A 966-nucleotide genomic window follows, 5' to 3' on the forward strand; every position below is an offset into this window, starting at 1 on the left:
TGCTCGGCGTGACAGGAGGATGCGGCGGTGCGGGTGCGTCCACGGCTGCGGTCTGGCTGGCGCAGGAAGCGGCCGTCCACGGAATCCGGACGCTGCTGGTTGATGGCGATTCGCGCGGAGGAGGCCTTGAGCTTTGCCTGGCAGCTGAAGATGCGCCAGGACTGCGCTGGCCCGATCTCGCCGATGCCAGCGGCAGCATCGGTACCGGGCAGCTAAGCGACTCATTGCCCATCGCCGGAGGATTCTCCTTCCTTTCCTGGCCGGGCAGCCGCGACCGCCCTCTGGACGTGGAGCCCGGGGCCGTCGCGGCCGTCTTGATGCGGCGAGGCGGGGATATGAGCTGATCATTGTCGACATCGGCCGCGGAACGGAATCGCTTGGCAGCTTTGCCTGGGACTGCGACAGGATTCTTCTCCTGGCACCGGCCCAACTCCGCGCAGCCGTCGCCGCGGCCAGGCTTCTCCAGGAGCTGCCGCCGGTGGACACAGCCTTGGTGGTCCGTGGAAATGCCGGTGCTGCCCTGGACGGACCGCTCATAGCCGAGTCACTGGGACTGCCCCTTCATGGCTTGCTCCCCGAGCTCCGCGGCACCGCCGCGGCCGCTGAGCTCGGACGCCTTCTGGAATTCGGCAAGCGCAAGGCCGTGCGTCGCTTTGCGGAATCCGTACTTCAACTACTCGACGACGGCGCAGTATGAGTGCCCCTGGGTTTCCAAACGGCGAGCGCCGTCGCAACACGCGTCTCCTCGACGCCGCACTCCTTGAAAGCGTCCGGGAAACCGTCATGGCCGACGCCGGTCCAGTGACTCCGTCACGCGTGGCAGCGGCCGTCCATGCCACGGGCAGGCTACTCGGGACCGCGGGGGCGCTCGCCGCCGTCGAATCCATCAGCGCCGAACTGAGCGGACTTGGACCTCTCCAACAGCTCGCCCGCGATGCCTCAGTGACGGACATCTTCGTGAATGGC

At 67.4% G+C, this 966-nt stretch carries 1 protein-coding gene and 2 pseudogenes; all 3 read left to right on the forward strand.

Going from position 1 to position 966, the window contains the following annotated elements; all coding sequences use genetic code 11:
* Positions 1-344, forward strand: a pseudogene (locus AHiyo1_RS28020) (septum site-determining protein Ssd); the annotation flags it as partial.
* Between the two features lie 134 nt (positions 345-478).
* Entirely contained in the window at positions 479-697 is a 219-nt protein-coding gene (locus AHiyo1_RS28025; protein ID WP_340639344.1) for a hypothetical protein, read from the forward strand.
* Positions 694-966: pseudogene (locus tag AHiyo1_RS18330) on the forward strand (TadA family conjugal transfer-associated ATPase); the annotation flags it as partial. The gene AHiyo1_RS28025 and the pseudogene AHiyo1_RS18330, both read left to right, overlap by 4 nt.

This window comes from Arthrobacter sp. Hiyo1 (genome assembly GCF_001263615.2).
GTDB lineage: Bacteria > Actinomycetota > Actinomycetes > Actinomycetales > Micrococcaceae > Arthrobacter.